Origin of the sequence: Formosa undariae (assembly GCF_042427615.1) — a bacterium.
Taxonomy (GTDB): domain Bacteria; phylum Bacteroidota; class Bacteroidia; order Flavobacteriales; family Flavobacteriaceae; genus Formosa; species Formosa undariae.
Genome location: NZ_JBHMEZ010000012.1, coordinates 514,405 through 534,362, shown reverse-complemented (window position 1 = coordinate 534,362; position 19,958 = coordinate 514,405). Strand labels below are relative to the sequence as shown.

The window sequence follows — 19,958 nt, the reverse complement described above, 5'->3', positions numbered from 1 at the left end:
TCCGTTTTTTTGTGCTCTAGTTTTAAATCTTAGAAGTTTCAATGAAAACAGGAATTGCTAGTTGTTGGAATTAATGTATTTTTATGCACTCTTCCAAAGTAGATAAATAGAATTGATAAGTTTGGCAGATCGATATATGATTAAAAGAATTGTCATTTTACTACTATTGCTGTCGACTTCCTTTACGGTGCAATCTCAAGTTATAAAGAATTTAGATTCTTTAGATGTTTGGAAGTTAATAGATAAAGTCTTTATAGATCATAATCTAGATAACTACTCGTTGCGTCTTTTTAGTAATTATAAGGTTAAGCAATTTCGGATTAAAAATGAAGATGGCTTTAAATCACGTTATGTTCCTAACAATAAATTTGGTTTAGGTTTTGGTTTTGCAAGCAGTAAACTGTTAATCGATATTGCTTTTAATCTGAAAACGAATAAAGAAAATATTACCAAACGGTTCGATATGCAAGGAACAACCATCTTAGGTAAGAAGAATTATGTTAATTTTTATGTCCAAACGTATCGTGGTTTTAATGTGAGAAACAATTTTGATGAACCTTTTGTGTTTCGTGACGATATTAAATCGGTTACTGTAGGATTTAATGTATTACATACCATCCCTGATATTGAATTTTCTTATTCTATGCTTAAAGCTGGAGTAGATAATTTGGATCGGAAAGTATATATAACCGGTGGTTTTGGAGCTTTTGGTTTTTACGATTACTTTTCTGCTGGCGGAAATATTTTAGAAGATCCGAATGACGATTATTTTAACGAATCTGCACATATAAAGCGTTATAATAGTAGTGCTATTGGTGTTTTAGCAGGTGTGATGTCTGTTTTTAAATTGCCTTATAATCTTACAGCATCATGTAATATTATGCCAGGGATTGGTATTATGCACAAACATGTTACTTTGGAACATGGTACTTATAGGCCTTCTAAACCTATGATTTATAAAATGGATTATACCTTTGCTATGGGGTATAATACAAAGCGGTATTACTTGAGTTTAATTTATGGTGGAGGTGTGTATTCTACAGATCTTGGATATCAAAACAATTATAAATTTAATCTAACTAAGGCTAAACTTGCAATTGGATACAAAATAGGTTCAGGTAAACGTACGGTGTATTATAAATAAGATTATTTGCTGAATCTTATCTATGATGATACGGTTCATTTTTAAGTATAGTGAACGCTCTATACGTTTGTTCTATGATAAATAAACGAATCATTTGATGTGAGAATGTCATTTTAGAAAGTGATATCTTTCCTAGTGCTTTGGTGTAAACATCTGCTGAAAAACCATAAGGTCCACCAATTACAAATACCAATTGCTTAATCCCAGAATTCATATGTTTCTGAAGGTAGTTAGAAAACCCAACGGAATCCATTTGTTTCCCATTTTCATCTAAAAGAATTAGAACATCCGTGGCATTTAACTTCCCTAAGATTAGTTCGCCTTCCTTTTGCTTTTGTTGATCTTCACTCAGATTTTTAACCTTTTTTAAATCGGGAATAATCTCAAATTCAAATTTGATATAGAATCCTAGACGTTTCTGATAATCGTCAATTAAACCTTGTAAAAGTTTATTGTCGGTTTTTCCGATGGCCAATAATTTAATGGTCATAATGCTTTAAAAAAAGGAATTAATATGAATGTTAAAACGGATAAACTCTATCTTAATTTAGCGTATTTACTAGGATTAGTTTCATGCATAATCTGATAAATGGTTTCAAATATATCTTCTAAAGATGGTTTAGAGAAATAATCCCCATCGGTACCATAAGCAGGACGGTGTGGTTTTGCGGCTAATGTTCTCGGCTTACTATCTAAATATTGGTAACCATTTTGAGTATTTAAAACTTCATTTAATATATATGCAGAAGCTCCTCCAGGAACATCTTCATCTATAATTAATAAACGATTGGTTTTTTCAACACTTTTTACAATATCATGATTCACGTCAAAAGGTAAAAGGGATTGTACATCGATTACTTCTGCATCAATACCAACTTCCATCAAGTCTTTAGCAGCTTGCTCTACAATGCGTAAGGTAGAACCATAAGAGACTAATGTAATATCCGATCCTTCGCGAACTGTTTCAACAACGCCGATAGGTGTTTTAAACAAACCAAAATTTGCAGGTTTCTTTTCTTTTAATCGGTAACCGTTTAAACATTCAATAATTAATGCAGGCTCGTCAGATTCTAACAACGTATTGTAAAAACCAGCGGCTTTAGTCATATTTCTAGGAACCAAAACATGAATACCACGTACTAAATTAATGATTCCACCCATTTGAGAGCCTGAATGCCAAATTCCTTCTAAACGGTGTCCACGGGTACGTATAATTAAAGGTGCTTTTTGGCGTCCTTTTGTTCTGTATTGTAATGTCGCTAAATCGTCACTAATAATTTGAATCGCATACATTAAGTAATCTAAATATTGAATTTCTGCAATCGGACGTAAACCACGCATAGCCATTCCTATACCTTGACCAATAATTGTGGATTCACGGATTCCAACATCTGCAACTCGTAATTCGCCATATTTCTCTTGCATCCCTTCAAGACCTTGGTTAACGTCTCCGATAGTTCCAGAATCTTCTCCAAAGATTAGACTTTCAGGGTATTTGCTAAATATGGCATCAAAATTATCTCTAATAATTAAACGTCCATCTACATTCTCGGCATTTTCCGCATAAATAGGTTTAACCTCTGCTATATATTTTACAGACTTATTGCCTTCACTATATAAATGAGAGCTATAATCGGGCTGCACTTTTTCGAAATATTTATCGATCCAAAGTAAAAGTCTATCTTTTTCAGGGGTGTTTTCGTCGATAATGTAGCGTAATGTTTTACGAGCAGCTACAATAATATCACGTTTAACAGGCTCGTCTATAGTTTCGAGGTCCTTAACGAGTTTTAATATAAATACTTTATTTACACTTTTATTAGCAACTAGTTTTAAGATGTTTAAGATATCGGCTTTATCTTTATTTATAGGCTCAACAAATTGAGACCAAGACGTTTTTTTACCAACTCTAACTGCTTTCTTAACTGCTTTTTCTAAATCTGTTAATTCCTCTTCTGTTGCAAAACCGTTAGTAATAATCCATTTTCGCATTTTGGTATTACAGTCGTTTGCAATTTCCCATGCTAAACGGTCACTACTCTTATAACGTTCGTGAGATCCAGATGTTGAGTGCCCTTGAGGCTGAGTAAGTTCATTAACATGAATTAATACAGGTACATGTTGTTCTCTAGAAATTTTACTTGCTTTTTGATATGTTTCAATTAGAGTAGGGTAGTCCCAACCTTGAACACGTAAAATTTCGTAACCATTACTACCTTCTTCACGCTGAAATCCTTTTAGAATTTCAGAAATATTTTCTTTTGTTGTTTGGTGTTTTGCATGAACAGAAATACCGTATTCATCATCCCAAACACTTATAATCATTGGTACTTGTAATACACCAGCAGCATTTATAGTTTCGAAAAACACACCTTCACTAGTACTTGCGTTACCGATAGTTCCCCAAGCGACTTCGTTTCCGTTATCCGAAAAGTTTTTAGTATAAATACCTTTTACATGTCTATAAATTTTAGAAGCTTGCGCTAATCCTAAAAGACGTGGCATTTGTCCTGCTGTAGGCGAGATGTCTGCACTGGAGTTTTTTTGTTTTGTAAGATTTTTCCAATTCCCATTTTTATCTAAACTGTGCGTAGCAAAATGGCCTCCCATTTGTCTACCAGCAGACATAGGTTCTACCTCGATGTTTGTATTGGCATAAAGTCCAGAGAAGAATTGCTCTACTGTAAGCTCACCAATAGCCATCATAAAGGTTTGGTCACGATAGTAACCAGAACGGAAATCTCCGTCTTTAAATGCTTTAGCCATGGCTAATTGAGCGACTTCTTTTCCGTCTCCAAATATTCCGAATTTTGCTTTGCCTGTAAGTACTTCTCTACGACCAAGTAAACTACACTCTCGAGAGGTAACTGCAATTTTGTAATCTTTTAAAACTTCGGCTTTAAAATCTTCAAAAGAAAGTCCTTTCATAGTTTCGGGTTCTATTTGCATGGGGATTTTTGGATTGAATTCACAACAAATTTATGGAAATAAAATGGTTATTACAATGTAAATGGTACTTAATGGAATATAGAATTTCTAGTAAAACCTGTGATTCTGATAGCTTAAATATAGAATTATTAGAATACACTAAATTTATTGCTAATCTACTAAACAATTTTAGTGTTTAATACCATCGTCTCGTGAATAATCCTAATAATGTTTTTGGAGATAAGGTTACAATAAACCTAATTTTTTCGGCGTATTGGGGCTGTGACACTTCCCATCCTAAATTGGAGTAAACCGGGAAATATAATTCGAAGTAATCGGTAATTAAATTTAAGCGGAATCCTGTATCGTAAACAAACTTAGGAGATTGTCCGTGATTTTTTACTAAACCAGCATCTCCATATACTTCAAGATATTTCCAAAGTGTTGTTCCTGCGTTTAGGGTGGTCATCCACTGATTTGCAAAAGCAGGATCTAATTTTGATTTAAATCCACCTTCTGCCAAAACTAATTCTTGACTTAAAAGTCCGTTTTCTTCCGAACGTCCTAAATAGTTGTAGTCGAAAAGATAATCTGTTGGTCTATCCAAAGCAAAACTAAAATAGTCGGTGGTGCCGTACGTGTTATTGTATAAAAAAGTTCCTGCAAAAAAACGAAGATTGTAATTTCTGTTGTTTTCAGTAAGTTTTCTGTATTCAAAATTCACAGCGATTTTACCAAAATTTTTGGCTAACTGCAAGTCTGTAAATCCTGTAATGTGGTTTTTTAAATTCGGATCGATATTTCCGTATCGCATATTAACAACATCGTAATCTGGCTGTCCTTCTTTATCGAATTGATTTGTGGGGTCGTCTTCTCTAGAGATACTAATGTATCTAAGAGATAAATATTGATGCTTATTATCTCTAAAATCGTCATTGTTTCTAAAGCGAAACTGAACGAAGGGCGCGTATGAGGTATAAGATAGGTCTGGGGCGTAATTAGAATATTCACCAGAAAAACCATACCGAATAAAATACAGATTTTTATCTTCTAATCGATGGGTGTAACTCAGACTTACGTTTCCGATAAGCTGTTTACTTTTAATCGCGTATCGTGGTCGGATGCTGTACAAAAATTCTTTTGGAAGCGCTGTTTTATTATATAAACGGATACCCGGAGCAAATCCATCGTAATAGTTATAGGTGAAATCAGGCATAAAAAACACTTGATTGTAATAAGGGTCTTCGATATCTTTAAACAACCTAAATTGTAATGGTTTATTGTTGAAACTGAATCCTTTTAAAGACTTCCAATCATCTCTTAAATTAAATTCAGGAACAGCCATATCGTAATTTAAAACCAGCCTATCGATACTGTCCTTTGGGATACTTATTTTTTCTGTATCTGTAATGTTATTAATCCAAGTTTTATATACGATACTATCGTTTTGCAGACCGAATAAAGAGATAGGCATGCTGTTTTTTCTTTTGTTTTTAATGGTGATTTCTAATGAATCTCCAACCACATCATAACCTTTAATTTTATAATCTATTTTATTTCGAGTACTTATATAGTCTGTGAAAAACCAATCGATATCCTTGTCTGTGTTGCAGCGTAAAAGGGTTTCAAAATCCTTTGTAGAAGTTTGTTTTTGCTTGTGTAAAGAGATGTAACTGTCTATGGTGTTCTGAACAACATCGTCGTTTAAGTAGTCTTCTAAATATTTTAACCCTAAGCCGGCCTTATATTTGTTCGCTATATTTGAGTTGAATTTTATTAATGAATCTTTAGGCATAGATAATGGCTGATCTAAATTAGAACGCGCCATATGCATATATAAAAAGGTATACTGATTATTAAACTGAAGCTGAGAAGCATGAAAAGAACGTAAGCCCCAAACATTTGAAAGTGTCCCCAAAAGCTTCATATTCGGATAATATTCGTCGACATATTTCATTAAATAATACACTTGCAAACCATCGTTAAGCCAATAATCCGTTCTCGGATTTATAAGCAACATGTTTTCAAAATAATTGTTTAATGCGGTTTTAATTAGTTTTAATTCATATTGAAAATGATTAGGAAAAGGTCGAATAAAGTTGGGTAATTGATTTAGACCATAAATCGGATTTTTTTTATAATCAATTTCAGTAAGCAGTAATTTGTCATTCGGATAATTACCAAAATTATCGGTTATAAACGTTATAATTTTATCTGTGATTATAATCCGTTCTAGGTCATTTAATTTTTCTTCGTTAATATTTGTAACTATTGAAAAAGAATCATTTCCGGTGGTGTTAAAATCTGACGTTTTGGTTAGAAACAACTTCGAGTCTACGCTGTTTTTACCCGTTAACGAAAGTATAGTGTTGCCTTCTTCTATTCTAGTATTCGTTGTTTTTAGCTCGGAAATTAAAGTGTAATAACTCGGAAATTCAATTTCTAAATTGATGTCGGAAGCAGGAATATAAAGATCGTCTAAATCTTTATTACTATAATAATTCCATGAACCATCGTAAACCGCCGGTGTGATATACCAATATCTTAAATTAAAATCGTTTGTACTCGTCCAACCGTAACGTGTAAAATTATCGTTAGGTACTTGTACAATATAGTTTAAGTGGATGTTGTATGTTTCTCCTCCTTGGAGTGGCGTTGGGAGTTTAATTTTTAAAACATCCGGATGATCTTTAATATGAGTAAAGTCTAGATTAGTGTTGTTTTTAGTAATGCTAGTTATTACGGTGTAGCCGCGATCTTGACTTTTTGCAAAATGAAAATTCGTTTTATACTCTTCTGTAAACCGCTTTGCTAAAGGTGTTGTTTTTGTAGAATAACTATTAGGCCAATCGTTTAAATAAATGGCATGAAGCGTATCTTGAGTGGTGTTTTTATATTGAATAGTTTGAGAAATACTAATTTGTTTAGTCGCGACATCGAAGGTGGCTTTTACGTCAATTTTATTCTGACCATAAACAACCATATTTATTAAAATAAAAATAATGAAGCAAGTATGTTGTAATCTCAATGTAGGGTTTTAAATTTTGAATTGTACAATTTAATAGCGTTCAAACGCTATTGCTTTATATCGTAATGCCAATATAATGTGATAGCGTTTGAAAGATAGATTTTTAAACTAATTTATGCACTTTAATTGTGTTAAAAATTTAAGCTAAAATTAGACTCGTCGTAGAATTCGTTAAGTATTTCAACCACTTCATCTTCAGTGTCTACTAGGTGAATTAAATCTAAGTCTTTTGGGCTAATGGTTTTGTGTTTGTCTCGCATAGTCGCTTTAATCCAATCGATTAAACCTTCCCAGTATTCTTTCCCAACTAAAATAATAGGGAATTGTTCTATTTTTCCAGTCTGAATTAATGTGATAGATTCAAACAATTCGTCTAACGTTCCGAAACCTCCAGGAAGCACTACGAAGCCTTGAGAATATTTTACGAACATTAATTTTCTAACAAAAAAGTAATCGAAATCTAAGCTTTTATCAGCATCGATATACGGATTGTCATGCTGCTCGAAAGGCAGTTCTATATTTAGTCCAACAGAAGTCCCGCCACCTAAATGAGCGCCTTTATTTCCCGCTTCCATAATTCCTGGTCCGCCACCAGTAATTACACCGTAACCTGCATCTACAATTTTATTGGCAACGCGTTCTGCTAATAAGTAATATTTATCTTCTGGTTTAGTTCTTGCCGACCCAAAAATGGAAACGCAAGGCCCAACGGTACTCATTTTTTCAAATCCGCTTACAAACTCACCCATGATTTTAAAAATCGCCCATGAATCGTTTGTTTTTATTTCATTCCAACCTTTTGGATGTTGTTTTTTAGTCATAATAATATAATTTTTATTCTAATTCCTTTTTAAGGAATTTCGCTGTGTAACTTTTTTTGTGTTTTGCGACTTCTTCAGGCGTACCTTCTACAATCACTTTTCCACCACCTTTTCCACCTTCGTAACCGATATCGATAATGTGATCTACAGTTTTTATAACATCTAGATTATGTTCAATGATTAGAACAGTATTTCCTTTATCTGCGAGTTTGTTTAGCACAATCATTAGGACACGAATATCTTCAAAATGAAGCCCTGTAGTAGGTTCATCTAATATGTAGAACGTATTTCCGGTATCTCGTTTACTTAATTCTGTAGCTAATTTTATACGTTGTGCTTCTCCTCCCGAAAGGGTCGTGCTTTGTTGCCCAAGTGTGATATATCCCAATCCCACATCTTGGATGGTTTTTACCTTTTTATGAATTTTAGGAATGTTCTCGAAAAACGGAACGGCATCATTAATTGTCATGTTTAGCACATCGCTAATCGATTTTCCTTTATATCTAATTTCTAAAGTTTCTCTATTGAAACGTTTCCCTTGGCAAGTTTCGCATTCTACATAAACGTCTGGTAAAAAGTTCATTTCAATTACGCGTAAACCTCCTCCTTGACACGTTTCACAACGTCCGCCTTTAACATTAAAACTGAAACGTCCCGGTTTATAACCTCGAATCATGGCTTCTGGAATCTTAGCAAATAAGCTTCTAATTTCACCAAAGACACCAGTGTAAGTTGCCGGATTACTTCGTGGTGTTCTTCCAATAGGCGATTGATTAATATCGATAACTTTGTCTAAATGCTCTAAACCTTTTATGCTTTTATAAGGCATTGGTTTTTTAACACCATTAAAATAATAGGCATTTAAAATAGGGTAGAGGGTTTCGTTAATTAAAGTCGATTTTCCACTTCCTGAAACACCTGTAACACCTATCATTTTTCCTAATGGAATTGAAATGCTAACATTCTTTAAATTATTTCCTGTACAGCCTTTTAGAGTTAAAAACTCACCGTTACCTTCTCGACGTTTTTTAGGAATTTCAATTTTCTTAGTGCCATTTAAGTAATCTGCTGTTAAGGTATGTTGCTTTAATAATTCGGCAGGCGTACCCTCACTAATTATTTCACCACCATAACGTCCCGCTTTTGGTCCGATATCAATTACGTAATCGGCACGTTCTATCATGTCTTTATCGTGTTCTACCACAATAACAGAATTCCCAACATCACGAAGGGCGACTAACGAATTAATTAATTTTTCGTTATCTCGCTGATGTAAACCAATACTAGGTTCATCTAAAATATAAAGTACACCAACGAGTTGGGACCCAATTTGCGTTGCCAATCGGATACGTTGTGCTTCTCCTCCAGAAAGTGATTTAGAGCCTCGGTTTAACGACAAATAATCTAAACCAACATCTAATAAAAACTGAAGACGTGTGGTGATTTCTTTTATAATCTCTTCACCAATCTGAAGTTGCTTATTCGATAATTCTGTATTTATATTTTTAAACCAAACCGATAAATCGCTAATATCTTTATTTGCTAATTCGGCAATATTTAAACCGTTAACTTTAAAGTATAAAGATTCTTTTCTTAGACGTGTTCCACCACATTCTCCGCAGTCTACTTTGTCCATGTAATCTTTAGCCCAACGTTTTAAAGTGGTCGTCTGTGCATTTTCAAACTGACTTTCAATAAAATTAGCAACACCTTCAAAATCTATTTTATAGTCGCGCGTAATGCCTAAAGTTTTGCTTTCTACAGAAAACTTTTCTTTACCACCATATAAAATCATCTGCTTAGCAGCCTCTGGAATATCTTTATAAGCATCGGTCATATTAAAATCGAAATGCTGTGCAATAAGTTGTAATTGTTTAAAAATCCAACTATTTTTTTCTGGTCCATGTGGAGCCAAAGCACCTGCTTTAATCGATAATTTTGGATCCGGAATTATTTTAGATTCATTTACCTGATATAATTGCCCAATACCATTACATTTCGGACAAGCCCCTTTAGGAGAGTTGAACGAAAAATTATTAGGTTCAGGATTCGGATATGAAATTCCTGTAGACGGACACATAAGTAAACGGCTAAAATAACGGGCTTCTTGAGTATCTTGATCGATAACCATTAATACATCGTCCCCATGATACATAGCTGTATTTATAGTTTCAGAAAGACGCTTGTCATTATCTGCAGTGTCATCAATTTTTAAACGATCGATAACTATTTCAATATCATGTACTTTATAACGGTCTAATTTCATGCCTTTTACAAGGTCACGAATTTCTCCATCTGCTCTTACTTTTACAAAACCTTGTTTAGCGATTTGTTCGAATAATTCACGATAATGTCCTTTTCGAGATCGAATAACAGGAGCGAGTATATTTATTCGTTTCCCCTGATAGTCCTTTATAATTAATTCTTTGATTTGCTCGTCGCTATAACTCACCATTTGTTCGCCGGTGTTATAACTATAGGCATCACTAGCTCTCGCATAAAGGAGACGTAAAAAATCGTAAATCTCTGTGATGGTTCCAACGGTAGATCGTGGCGATTTACTCGTTGTTTTTTGTTCTATAGCGATTACAGGCGAAAGTCCATCAATTTTATCGACATCAGGACGTTCTAATCCACCTAAAAATTGACGGGCATAGGCAGAAAATGTTTCGATATAGCGGCGTTGGCCTTCGGCATAAATAGTGTCGAAAGCTAAAGACGATTTCCCACTTCCCGATAAACCAGTAATTACCACCAGCTTGTCTCTAGGAATAGAAACGTCTATATTTTTTAAGTTGTGCACTCTGGCACCTTTAACTTCAATAAATTCTTCGAAATTGCTCATAGAAATGCAAAGCTTCAAATATACAGAATTTCAGATGAAAAAGGAAGTCTGTTCTGTCTTAGTATAGTGTTAAATATATGATGCTCATTTAACTTAAAACAAAGGAATCAATCTGGGTAACTTTTTAAATTAGTCAAAAAATAAAAGCTGATGCATTACGCATCAGCTTTTTGATTATTATCTGGTTTTGTTTAAATTAACTCATAATGTATAAAATTAATAATGAAGCTATAAAAATTAAAAAAGGTAAAATCCATTTGGTTTTAGGCGCTTCTTTTTTCTTTTTTTTATTTGTTCTTACCCTTGCCTTTTTTTCAGGTTTCACATATTGCCCTTGTTTAAGAAACCCTGGTAACTCGGCAGGTACATTTTTTATAATCTCGTCTTCTTGAAAAAGAAGTGCTATTTTCAAGGTGTCTAAAGTATATCCTGATTTTCGTATATAAGCAAGAATCATAGGGCCTGTCATGAGCATAATGCGTGATACGGAAGTCTTTTTTACTCCCGAAGCACCTCCTAAAATATCAAATAAACCTGATTGTTTGTTTCCAAAAAGTAGATTAAGCATGGTTGTTCCTGCTTCTACTGTAGATTTTTTTCTGTCGCTTGAAAGCGATCTAGGTAAATCTAAAAGTACTCCGGATGTGTCGAGGTCGTTGCTGTTTACAAGACTCATAATCATATCCATTGTTGTGATGTCTTTACATTTGTTAAGAAGTCCAATTAAGAGGGTTGGAATAGCACTAGACATCGTTTTGTATACATTAGATTCGGTTTCTCCTAAAGTGTCTGATGCTTGTGTAATTAAGTCTGGAGTAATGTAATTATTCAAGGATTTTAATAAATCGTTATCCATGTCAATTCGGTTAGTTATTTGATCAAAATTAGTAAATTTAATCTTCTGAAATTGAATTTTGACTGTGTTTTTGAATAAGAGTGTACGATTACTCTTTTATTGGAATGATAAATACAGCATATATTCCTAGAAGTTTTTAATGATAAATTTACTATTCTTGCTTAAAATATGAACATTTTAGCCACCGGATCGAGAATAGATCATTCTGAATTTGGAAAAGGAGTCGTTACGAATGTAACATCTACGGAATATTGGGTGACTTTTATTGAAAACGGATTAGAAACCATAGCACATGATGCCGGATTTGATATTATTGAAGCAACTGATTCTCAAGATTTAGATACAGTTAGTTTTTATGATATTGAACGCAGTTTAAAGCATATTTTGAAGACATATAGCGATGTGAGTGAAATTGTTCCTATTGCCGATAAATGGAAAGGGGGAACTTTAGTGTTAACGCCTGGAGATGCGAATCTTCAAGAAAAAGTAATTCCTATAGAGTCATTCTTTAGTAAAATAATCATGGTTAGAGATCGCATACGTGTGATGGAACAAAAAGTAAATTCAAGTAAACTGGATCCACAAGAAAAAGTAGATCTACAGCAATACATTACTCTAATTTATGGAAGCTTAACAACTTTTAATGTGTTGTTTAAGTCAAAAGATCAGCAGTTTGTTGTACAGAAAAGTAAATAGTTACATGGCTGTTTTAATACCTGTAATTTCTAAACCTAAAAACAATAATTTATGAAACTCAGGAAGCTGAGCTCCTGTTTCTGTAGTCGTCCAATTGCTCCAAGATGCTTCTAAACCTTCGATAGGTAAAATAGAAACCCACATTTTAAAAGCGGTAGGTTTATTGTCTTTATCTAATAACCACATATACGAATCGCCAGGTGTACTTCCTCCAGATGTATAAGAAATTAAAAGGCCTTTTTTGTTGTTTTCTAGAGGTACTAAACTTCGGGTTGTGCCTGCGTCGAAAACCTTGTAGGGCGCAACAATCCAGAAGGAGTCGTTGTTGAAATATTCGACAGCTTTTTCAATGTATTCCTTAGAATCGGCTGTATTTAATGTGTCTTTACTAACTAAAACAGTACTTGAATTTGGAGCGTTTATGTTTAAGTCTACTTTAATATCTTTCCAATACACTTCACAGAAGTCTTCATTCTTTTTCCATTTATAATGATGACGATTATTAAATGTCCATTCAATATAGTTGGTGTTTTTGTAGGCATCGTAATCTAAGGTATCTAGCATTTTTTGTGCTACAACATCGGCAGCCTCGCTAGGTGTAACTTCAGGTAAATCTTCGTTATGTTTAAAATATAAATACCCAAAAAACAAGAGACTAGGTAAGGTGAAGAATATTATAATTCCGGCAACGATTTTAACGATTTTCTTTGGAGACATATAGATGATTTATAACTGCAAAATTACGATTTATAATCCGATTGCGGTATCATCTCCACGATAATCTGCTCCGGCTTCTAAGGTGCCATTTTTCAATTTTAAAATACCATCTACACGACCAATTATAGGAGCGTCTTCTTCGTTAATATGATATCCTTTTGCTTCCAGTTCTGAAATGCTTTTTCGATTGAATTTATTTGGTTCCATTAAAATCTCATCAGGTAGCCATTGATGATGAAAACGCGGAGCATTCACCGCTTCCTGCATGCCCATATTAAACTCGTGTACGTTTAAAATGGTTTGTAATACACAGGTAATTATGGTTGAGCCTCCAGGCGTTCCAACCGACATGTAAAACTCACCATCTTTTTCTACTATGGTAGGCGTCATAGAGCTTAACATTCGTTTTTGAGGAGCTATACTATTGGCTTCGGCTCCAATTAATCCGAACATGTTTGGCTCGCCAGGTTTGCTGCTAAAATCGTCCATTTCATTGTTTAAAAAGAAGCCCAATTCCGAACAATATAATTTAGAACCATACGCCCCATTTAAAGTCGTTGTTACCGCAATAGCATTTCCAAATTGGTCGACGATCGAATAATGTGTGGTTTCATCACTTTCAATACCTTCTATATTTCCATGTGATAAGGATGAGGAAAGTGTTGCTTTTTCAAAAGAGACATTAGACATGCGATCTTTAAGATAAGCGTCACTTAATAAGGTTTCTGTCGGAATGTCTACAAAATCCGGGTCGCCTAAATAGAAACTTCTATCGGCATATGCACGACGTTCGGCTTCTGTAATAATCTGAATAGCCTTTGTGCTGTTATGGCCATATTCACTTAAATCGTAAGGTTCTATCATGTTCATTATCTGTCCTAAACAAATACCTCCGCTAGAAGGTGGCGACATGGAAATAATTTTTAAATCATCGTAATTAAAGACAACGGGCGTTCTCCATTTGGCTTCATAATTAGTTAAATCAGCTTCCGTAATAATACCTCCATTATCTTGAATAAAGCGCGCTAATGTTTTTGCGACTTCACCTTTATAAAACCCATCTTTACCCATTTTCATGATACGCTCTAAAGTCCCTGATAAAGCGGAATATTTAATCGTATCGTTGACTTTCCAGTCAGCATCAAAAATAATGGTATCTTTATTTACCTCTTGAAATAACGCGCGTTTATCTTGAATGCGTTTTGCTTGTTTCTCGGTAACTACAACACCTTTTTTTGCTAAATTTATTACGGGTTCTAGAATTGTAGCTAGTGGTAATGTTCCGAATTTTTTATGAGCGGCAAATACACCGGCAACAGTTCCTGGAACACCAATAGCCATACTTCCTAGTGTGCTTTTATCGGGTATTACCTCTCCATTTTTATCTAAATACATAGATTTGGTTGCTGCCATTGGTGCTTTTTCACGATAGTCTAAAGCGCCAATATCGCCATTGTTTAAGCGGTAAACCATAAATCCACCGCCACCTAAATTTCCAGCATAGGGATAACTTACGGCAAGTGCTAACTCTGTGGCCATCATGGCATCGAACGCATTTCCACCTTGTTTTAAAATTGAAGTACCTATTATAGAAGCTTCTTTTCTAGCAGAAACGACTATGGCTTTTTCCGAAGTAACGCCTACAACTTTTTCCTTAGAATTGGGTGTAGATTCTTTGCAGGTTAATAATAACAAAAAGCATATAAAAAGGTAGTAAATAGACTTCATATGGTCTCTAAAATGGTTTTTAATTTTGTGTGTGAAAATGCGCATAACTCATTAAAAAACGAGGTGAATTCAGCCTCAAATTCGTCGTAATGTGTTTGCAATTCATTAATAGATAAATGCATTTTTGATAGGTTTTTAGTGCGTTTATCCATCCCCATAAGCACTTTTTCTATCCCATCGATAGTGGCGTAACTTACAAGCCAATTGGCTTTTTTCATATACGGTAAAAGATATTGGGTTCGTTCTGGCAATTCCTCATAATTACTTTGTAGCAAGGTGTAAAAATTTTGAGCATAATCTGCTAAAGGTATATCAGAATATTTACTCCAATTTTTTGCCAAAAAATGATCGTAAAAAATGTCTACTATAATTCCAGAATAGTGACCGTAATTTTTATGTAAACGCTTTTTGCTTTGTTTTACGGTAAGATGCGCATCTGTAAAGGTGTCAATCTGCCGATGCAGTAAAATGCCAACTTGAATGGCTTTTGGAAATTTTTGATACGATTTTCCGGTAATACCATTTCCATCGGCAATAAAATTTCCGATAGTTACTTGGTCATGGTTTTCAGAAAGATAAATATGAGCTAAATAATTCATTTGGGGAATTTACAAATTCAAAATATAAGATTACCATAATGAAATATTATATTTGTTGAAACTTAAACTATTTTATGACACTTATTAAATCAATTTCAGGAATACGAGGTACCATTGGTGGTGCTGTGGGAGATAATTTAACTCCAATTGATGCCGTTAAATTTGCTGCGGCTTATGGGACATGGATCAAGAAGCAACGTAATAAAGAAGACTACCGTGTAGTTGTAGGTCGTGATGCTCGAATTTCAGGAGAAATGATTCAGAGTTTAGTTATGAATACGTTAGTGGGTATGGGTATTCATGTTATCGATTTAGGTCTGTCTACCACACCAACTGTGGAAATTGCTGTACCAATGGAGCATGCCGATGGAGGTATAATCTTAACTGCGAGTCATAATCCGAAACAATGGAATGCATTAAAATTATTAGATGCTAAAGGAGAATTTTTAAACGCTGAAGAAGGCGCTAAAATATTAGAATATGCAGAAGCCGATACGGTTCAGTTTGCAGATGTAGACCATTTAGGAGAAATATCTATAAACGATGCGTATATCGATATCCATATCGACGAAGTTTTAGATTTACCATTAGTAAATGTAGACGCGATAAAGGATGCGAAATTTAAAGTAGTTGTCGATGGTGTGAATTCTACTGGAGGCTTAGCTATTCCGTTACTTTTAGAGCGTTTGGGAGTTGAAGCTGTAAAGTTATTCTGTGAGCCAAACGGACAGTTTCCTCATAATCCAGAGCCTTTAAAAGAACATTTAACCGATTTATCTGAAGCTGTTGTTAAAGAGCATGCCGATTTTGGTATTGTAGTAGATCCGGATGTAGACCGACTAGCCTTTATGGACGAGACAGGCGAGATGTTTGGAGAAGAATACACGCTTGTGGCTTGTGCCGATTATGTTTTAAGTAAAAATCCAGGGAATACTGTAAGTAATATGAGCTCGACACGTGCACTTCGAGATGTTACTGAAAAACATGGCGGAACTTACGAAGCTAGTGCTGTAGGAGAGGTGAATGTGGTGACTTTAATGAAAAAGAATAATGTGGTTATTGGAGGAGAAGGTAATGGCGGAATTATATATCCAGCTTCGCATTACGGACGTGACGCCTTTGTTGGTGTTGCATTATTTTTAAGTTTATTAGCAGAGAAAAAGATGTCGGTTAGTGCGTTAAAAGCATCATACCCGCAGTATTATATGAGCAAAAAGAAAATTGCTTTAACACCTCAATTAGATGTTGACGGTATTTTAAAAGCGATGGAAGAGCAATATGCTTCGGAACAAATTACAACTATAGATGGTGTGAAAATTGATTTCCCAACCAACTGGGTACACTTGCGTAAAAGTAATACAGAGCCTATAATTCGTATTTATACAGAAGCAGGTTCGCAAACAGAAGCCGATGCTTTAGCAGATCGCTTTATAGCTGAAATCTCTGAAATTGCAGGTTTGTAATTTTTTGAATAACAGCTAATAAGAAAGACCTCACAAGTTTCTAAAACTAGTGAGGTCTTTTTATTTCACATGGGTGTCATTCTAAATATATTTCAGAATCACATTACAATGATAATCAATCACCATGAAAACCTGAATCCAGTTCAGTTTGACAAATATCTGATTTTTTAATGCTCCTTTATTGCTATTGAAATTCTGCAGGCACTTTGTCCATATGTTTCCAACGTTTGTGAGTCCATAAATAATATTCTGGAGCTTCTTCAATTTGTTTTTCGACCTTTCTTAAGAATAAATCGGTAATCTCGTAGTTTTTGTAATCTTTAGCATTTTCTGCTAATAACTCGAACGTTGTTTCGTAATACCCACGTTTTAAACGCTTCACTCTAAAGAATACTGCAGACATATCTATACGTTTCGATAGCATTTCTGCTCCGGTGTACACGGGTACTTTTATACCCATAAATTCGGTCCAATAATGGGCGCTATGTAATTTAGGAGATTGGTCTGATACAAATCCGCAGATCGTTAAATCCCCGTTCACTTTTGCACGCATAAGTGTCGGTACGGTTTCTTTAGTGGTGATTAAATAGCTATTATATTTTGCGCGTATTTTTTTTACTAATTTATCGAAGTAAGGATTTCCTAATTTTTTATATACGGCATAACCTTTAACATCGAAATAAGATTGAAGTACAAAAATCCATTCCCAGCTTCCGTAGTGGGCACACATTAAAGCAACACTTTTGTTTTTATCTATTAAATCTTGGATAACATCTAAGCCTTGAAACTTGAACCGTTTTTTCATTTCAGCATCAGAAATGGTTAACGATTTCATAGCTTCAACAGTCATGTCGCATAAATGATGATAAAACGCTTTGGTAATACGTTCTTTTTCTGCTTCAGATTTATTAGGAAAAACCAAATCTAAATTCATTTTTACTGTTTTTCTTCGGTACCCAATAACGCGATATAATAGTATATACAAAAAATCGGAGAATGCGTATAACATCCTAAATGGGAGTATAGATATTAGCCAAATAAATGGATAAACAAGAATATAGGCGAGGAATTGCATTATTTAGTTTTAGTTTTGCAGTAACAAATATATAGTATATTTGAATGATAAGATTATAGTTTATGGGTAATTTAAGTTTAGTAACTATTGTAATTATTGTAGCCAATGTAATTATCTCGATGAAGGGCTTCAATGATTTTTCGTTTTTTGAAAAATATAAATTTAATGTAGGTGCCATAAATCGTGGTGAAAAAATTAGAATTTTTAGTTCTGGTTTTTTACATGTCGATACGTCGCACTTGTTTTTTAATATGTTTACGCTTTATTTTTTTGCAGATGTCGTGGTATCCTTTTTGGGTAATTTTAACTTTATAGTGGTGTATTTAGTAAGTTTGGTTTTAGGGAGCTTATTGTCTTTGTATTTCCATAAAAACGAATATCAATACAGTGCAGTAGGAGCGAGTGGTGCGGTAACAGGAATTTTATATTCTGCGATCTTACTACAGCCGAATATGAGTTTGTATATGTTTTTTATTCCCATACCTATTCCGGCGTATGTGTTTGGAATTGGATATTTATTATATTCTATTTATGGGATGAAAAACCGTGTTGGAAATATTGGTCATGATGCCCATTTTGGTGGTGCCATTGGAGGATATATTACCACACTAATATTACTTCCCGTGTTATTTAAAACCGACTTATTAATGATAGGTTTATTGGCTATTCCGATTATTATTCTGTTTGCAATGCATAAAACCGGAAAGTTGAATTAAAGTTATTTGTAATAATTTAGAAGAAAGTGCTTGGAGTCTGCTCATAATACTTTTGTGATTTTATTGCTGTCGAATAATTCTAAAGATTTTTTTTAAGTATAAAAAAGCCTTCATATTTTAATTAATATGAAGGCTTTTTATTGTACTAGAATTATAAATTTAGTTTAATAATTCAGCAATTTTATTTTCTAAATCTTGTCCTCTTAAACCAGAAGCAACAATCTTACCTTTTGCATCAATAATGTACGTTGCAGGAATTGCACGGATATTAAATTGTTTTGCAATCGGGTCGTTAAAGTAGTCTAAGTTAGACATTTGGTGCCATGCTAAACCATCTTTTTCGATAGCCGCAATCCATTCTGCTTTTGCATCTTGTTGTCTTGGCGTTCCGTCTAAAGACACACCTAAGATTTCTAAACCTTTTTCGTGATATTTATTGTAAACATTCACTAAGTTCGGGTTTTCTTTTCTACAAGGTCCGCACCAAGCAGCCCAAAAATCGATGATAGTAACTTTCCCTTTAATTTCGTTTAAAGAGATGGTTTTACCTTCTGGATTAGGAGCAGAGAAGTCTTTAACAACGCTTCCTATTGTAGTAGCAGATTCAGCTTCAATAGCCATACCTACAGTTTTACCAGGACGTGTGTTTTTTAAATCTTCAGTAAAATTATTATAGATTTCTTGTTTTTGTTCAGCCGTAACTTTAGGGTTTCCTAAATGACGTTCTAAAATTAAAGCAGACACAAGTGCATCGTTATTTTCTTTCATAAATTCTAAGTCGTGAGCTAAATTCTCATCAACCATAGCCATATAACGTGCTTGAATATCTGCAACTAAAGCAGAATCTTGACTTTGTTGCGCGTTTCTAAAGTCGGCACTTAATAATTGATTCTTTTTTTGAAGACCTACCATATACTCTTGGTAAGTATTAAAAGCATCATTTTCCTTACTTCCTTTTACGCGTGTATTAAAAATACTATCACTATTTATTGAAACTGTCATTTCTTCATTTTCAATAATTAAAGGAATAGTCCCTCTAACTTCGTCAATTTGGATAAAATAAATGTCTGGAGATTCTACAGATCCTACAAAAACTGCTTTTCCATTTGTAACTGTAACAGAGTCAATAACTTCTTGTTTTTGACCTTCTACTTTTAATAATTTTACAGACTTACCATTTACAGCATCGTTAAATGAGGCATTAAGAGCAAATCCATCTTTTTCTTTAGCACAAGAAAAGGCTAAAGCTACTACACCTAGTAGAGCAATCTTTTTAAACATATTAAGTTGTTTTTTATTATTTACCACAAATATAACAGAATTATGATGGAAAATCTGTTAA

General features: G+C 34.0%; 15 protein-coding genes. 4 read left to right on the top strand and 11 right to left on the bottom strand.

What is annotated here, in order from left to right; genetic code table 11:
* The first annotated feature begins 136 nt into the window (after positions 1-136).
* On the top strand, positions 137-1,144 hold the full coding sequence (locus ACFFVB_RS13250) for a DUF4421 family protein (RefSeq protein ID WP_382383451.1): 1,008 nt from the start codon (positions 137-139) through the stop codon (positions 1,142-1,144).
* 16 nt (positions 1,145-1,160) lie between these two features.
* Here the strand turns inward: ACFFVB_RS13250 and rlmH are convergent, their stop codons facing one another.
* From rlmH to ACFFVB_RS13220, 6 genes are all read right to left on the bottom strand, one after another.
* Positions 1,161-1,634 (bottom strand): 23S rRNA (pseudouridine(1915)-N(3))-methyltransferase RlmH, encoded by a 474-nt coding sequence (gene rlmH / locus ACFFVB_RS13245; protein ID WP_382383450.1) that lies wholly within the window; start codon positions 1,632-1,634, stop codon positions 1,161-1,163.
* A gap of 47 nt (positions 1,635-1,681) precedes the next feature.
* On the bottom strand, positions 1,682-4,093 hold the full coding sequence (locus ACFFVB_RS13240) for an alpha-ketoacid dehydrogenase subunit alpha/beta (RefSeq protein WP_382383449.1): 2,412 nt from the start codon (positions 4,091-4,093) through the stop codon (positions 1,682-1,684).
* Positions 4,094-4,268: 175 nt separating this feature from the next.
* The gene (locus tag ACFFVB_RS13235) at positions 4,269-7,100 is read right to left on the bottom strand and encodes a M1 family aminopeptidase (protein WP_382383447.1); all 2,832 of its coding nucleotides are present in this window, start codon (positions 7,098-7,100) and stop codon (positions 4,269-4,271) included.
* Positions 7,101-7,231: 131 nt separating this feature from the next.
* Positions 7,232-7,921, bottom strand: coding sequence for an LOG family protein (locus ACFFVB_RS13230; RefSeq protein WP_382383445.1), 690 nt, complete (start codon positions 7,919-7,921; stop codon positions 7,232-7,234).
* 13 nt (positions 7,922-7,934) lie between these two features.
* Positions 7,935-10,766, bottom strand: a complete 2,832-nt coding sequence (uvrA, locus tag ACFFVB_RS13225) for an excinuclease ABC subunit UvrA (RefSeq protein ID WP_382383444.1) — start codon at positions 10,764-10,766, stop codon at positions 7,935-7,937.
* A gap of 196 nt (positions 10,767-10,962) precedes the next feature.
* Entirely contained in the window at positions 10,963-11,622 is a 660-nt protein-coding gene (locus ACFFVB_RS13220; RefSeq protein ID WP_382383443.1) for a DUF937 domain-containing protein, read from the bottom strand.
* A gap of 168 nt (positions 11,623-11,790) precedes the next feature.
* On the opposite strand from ACFFVB_RS13220, the gene ACFFVB_RS13215 reads away from it, so the two are divergent.
* Entirely contained in the window at positions 11,791-12,318 is a 528-nt protein-coding gene (locus tag ACFFVB_RS13215; protein ID WP_382383442.1) for a DUF8685 domain-containing protein, read from the top strand.
* On the opposite strand, the gene ACFFVB_RS13210 is transcribed toward ACFFVB_RS13215, so the two are convergent.
* From ACFFVB_RS13210 to ACFFVB_RS13200, 3 genes are read right to left on the bottom strand one after another with little or no spacing between them, the layout of a single operon-like run.
* Entirely contained in the window at positions 12,319-13,035 is a 717-nt protein-coding gene (locus ACFFVB_RS13210) for a hypothetical protein (protein WP_382383441.1), read from the bottom strand.
* 30 nt (positions 13,036-13,065) lie between these two features.
* The gene (gene ggt, locus ACFFVB_RS13205; protein ID WP_382383439.1) at positions 13,066-14,763 is read right to left on the bottom strand and encodes a gamma-glutamyltransferase; all 1,698 of its coding nucleotides are present in this window, start codon (positions 14,761-14,763) and stop codon (positions 13,066-13,068) included.
* On the bottom strand, positions 14,760-15,362 hold the full coding sequence (locus ACFFVB_RS13200) for an acyl carrier protein phosphodiesterase (protein ID WP_382383438.1): 603 nt from the start codon (positions 15,360-15,362) through the stop codon (positions 14,760-14,762). Before ACFFVB_RS13200 ends, ggt begins: the two co-directional genes overlap by 4 nt.
* Before the next feature lie 74 nt (positions 15,363-15,436).
* Between ACFFVB_RS13200 and glmM the strand changes: the two genes are divergently transcribed.
* Positions 15,437-16,825, top strand: coding sequence for a phosphoglucosamine mutase (gene glmM / locus ACFFVB_RS13195; protein WP_382383437.1), 1,389 nt, complete (start codon positions 15,437-15,439; stop codon positions 16,823-16,825).
* Positions 16,826-17,009: 184 nt separating this feature from the next.
* Here the strand turns inward: glmM and ACFFVB_RS13190 are convergent, their stop codons facing one another.
* The gene (locus ACFFVB_RS13190) at positions 17,010-17,900 is read right to left on the bottom strand and encodes a lysophospholipid acyltransferase family protein (protein ID WP_382383436.1); all 891 of its coding nucleotides are present in this window, start codon (positions 17,898-17,900) and stop codon (positions 17,010-17,012) included.
* Between the two features lie 62 nt (positions 17,901-17,962).
* Between ACFFVB_RS13190 and ACFFVB_RS13185 the strand changes: the two genes are divergently transcribed.
* Positions 17,963-18,616: a rhomboid family intramembrane serine protease gene (locus ACFFVB_RS13185; protein WP_382383434.1), complete on the top strand. Its 654-nt coding sequence runs from the start codon at positions 17,963-17,965 to the stop codon at positions 18,614-18,616.
* Between the two features lie 159 nt (positions 18,617-18,775).
* On the opposite strand, the gene ACFFVB_RS13180 is transcribed toward ACFFVB_RS13185, so the two are convergent.
* The gene (locus tag ACFFVB_RS13180; RefSeq protein WP_382383432.1) at positions 18,776-19,897 is read right to left on the bottom strand and encodes a redoxin domain-containing protein; all 1,122 of its coding nucleotides are present in this window, start codon (positions 19,895-19,897) and stop codon (positions 18,776-18,778) included.
* Positions 19,898-19,958: the final 61 nt, after the last annotated feature.

Coding starts and splice junctions, on each gene's coding strand:
- ACFFVB_RS13210 (WP_382383441.1), bottom strand. CDS start 13,035: ATGTCTCCAAAGAAAATCGTTAAAATCGTTGCCGGAATTATAATATTC.
- uvrA (WP_382383444.1), bottom strand. CDS start 10,766: ATGAGCAATTTCGAAGAATTTATTGAAGTTAAAGGTGCCAGAGTGCAC.
- ACFFVB_RS13230 (WP_382383445.1), bottom strand. CDS start 7,921: ATGACTAAAAAACAACATCCAAAAGGTTGGAATGAAATAAAAACAAAC.
- ACFFVB_RS13200 (WP_382383438.1), bottom strand. CDS start 15,362: ATGAATTATTTAGCTCATATTTATCTTTCTGAAAACCATGACCAAGTA.
- ggt (WP_382383439.1), bottom strand. CDS start 14,763: ATGAAGTCTATTTACTACCTTTTTATATGCTTTTTGTTATTATTAACC.
- ACFFVB_RS13190 (WP_382383436.1), bottom strand. CDS start 17,900: ATGCAATTCCTCGCCTATATTCTTGTTTATCCATTTATTTGGCTAATA.
- ACFFVB_RS13215 (WP_382383442.1), top strand. CDS start 11,791: ATGAACATTTTAGCCACCGGATCGAGAATAGATCATTCTGAATTTGGA.
- ACFFVB_RS13240 (WP_382383449.1), bottom strand. CDS start 4,093: ATGCAAATAGAACCCGAAACTATGAAAGGACTTTCTTTTGAAGATTTT.
- ACFFVB_RS13220 (WP_382383443.1), bottom strand. CDS start 11,622: ATGGATAACGATTTATTAAAATCCTTGAATAATTACATTACTCCAGAC.
- ACFFVB_RS13180 (WP_382383432.1), bottom strand. CDS start 19,897: ATGTTTAAAAAGATTGCTCTACTAGGTGTAGTAGCTTTAGCCTTTTCT.
- rlmH (WP_382383450.1), bottom strand. CDS start 1,634: ATGACCATTAAATTATTGGCCATCGGAAAAACCGACAATAAACTTTTA.
- glmM (WP_382383437.1), top strand. CDS start 15,437: ATGACACTTATTAAATCAATTTCAGGAATACGAGGTACCATTGGTGGT.
- ACFFVB_RS13250 (WP_382383451.1), top strand. CDS start 137: ATGATTAAAAGAATTGTCATTTTACTACTATTGCTGTCGACTTCCTTT.
- ACFFVB_RS13185 (WP_382383434.1), top strand. CDS start 17,963: ATGGGTAATTTAAGTTTAGTAACTATTGTAATTATTGTAGCCAATGTA.